The 1,366-nt window shown below is 71.8% G+C and carries 2 protein-coding genes; one reads left to right on the forward strand and one right to left on the reverse strand.

Going from position 1 to position 1,366, the window contains the following annotated elements; all coding sequences use genetic code 11:
- The coding region (locus SSOG_RS53275) for a hypothetical protein (protein ID WP_039936616.1) at nt 1-191 on the reverse strand (191 nt) is incomplete at its 3' end.
- Between the two features lie 343 nt (nt 192-534).
- Between SSOG_RS53275 and SSOG_RS05150 the strand changes: the two genes are divergently transcribed.
- On the forward strand, nt 535-1,366 hold an 832-nt coding region (locus SSOG_RS05150), incomplete at its 3' end, for a PAS domain-containing protein (protein ID WP_009713150.1).

Genomic DNA, 1,366 nt, shown 5'->3' on the forward strand with positions numbered 1-1,366 from the left:
CGCGGGTCGGGGGTGATCTCGAGACCGCCGTCGGGACGGACGGCGGCCTCGAAGGCACCCCAGTGCGAGCTGTGGGGCCGGCCGGGCGCGGCGACGTCCGGGCACGGCCCCGTCGTCCCGCCGCCGTCGTGGGCCGTGTCGTCGCCGTCGTGGGCCGTGTCGTCGGCTCCGTTGCTCGCTGCCCTGCTCATGCGGTGATCTCGCCTTTCGTCGGTCGCTCCACTACCTCCAGTTCCTCTCTTCGCCGCGCTCACTCCCCCTCGGCCGGTCCGGTGCCGTCCTGACCGCCGGACGTCAGCCGGTCGGCCCATGGGAGACTTATGGGAGGCCCATCGGGAAAGGGGTCCATGCCAAAGGGGTGTCAGCCCGGCTGCTGAGCGTTATCGTCGTTCCCGTTCCGCGTATGCCGATATTCGGCCACCGATGGCATACTTGAACGCGCGACCAAATGGGTTCACTCCCCGCCAGGGCCGCGGCGGTGGAGGCCGTCATCTGCCCATGGCGGAAGTCCGAGGGCAAGGGTGAGATGACCACATGACGCGACCGGACACGCCGCCGCACGGGCAGCCCGTCCGGTCGGACGACCTCATCGACGAGGCGTCCACAGCCAGGGCCACTGTCGACGAGCGCGGCATCGTCACCCAGTGGAACGAGGGGGCCGAAGGGCTGCTCGGATACCGGCCCGAGGAGATCGTGGGCAGATCGGCGGCCGGTCTGCTCGCCGACCGGACGAATCCGCTGTCGGTGGCCGAAACCCTGCGCGCGCTGAATCCGCCCGACCGGTTCCGCGGCCGGGTGGCGCTGCTGCACCGCGACGGATCCCGGGTGACGGCCGGGCTGCTGGCACACCGCGTCACCGCGTCCGGCGACACCACCGAATGGCTCGTCGTCTCCCCGCTGCCCCGGCCCGAACGGCCGCTGGCGGACGAGGAGTTGCTGAAGCGCTGCTTCGCCCAGGGGCCGTGCACGATGGCGGTGTACGACACGGATCTGCGGCTGCGGTGGGCCAACCAGGACATGGAACGGGTGCTGGGCCTCACCCAGGAGGAGATCCGCGGACTGCGGGTGCCGGAGATCTCCCCCGGGCCGGAGGCGGAGGAGACCGAGGAGCGGATGCTCCGGGTGCTGGAGACCGGCGAGGAGCAGCACATCGAGCTGTTCCTGCGGATGCCCGGGCACGACCGTCCGGTCGCCTGGTCGACCTCGCTGGCCCCGCTGACGGACGGCGACGGCCGGGTGGCGGCCGTGATGCTGTCCGCGCACGACCGGACCCCGCAGCACACCACCCGGCAGCGGCTGCTGCTGCTCAACGAGGCGAGCGTCCGGATCGGCTCCACCCTGGACCTCGACCGGACCGCGCAGGAGC

The organism is Streptomyces himastatinicus ATCC 53653, from assembly GCF_000158915.1.
GTDB lineage: Bacteria > Actinomycetota > Actinomycetes > Streptomycetales > Streptomycetaceae > Streptomyces > Streptomyces himastatinicus.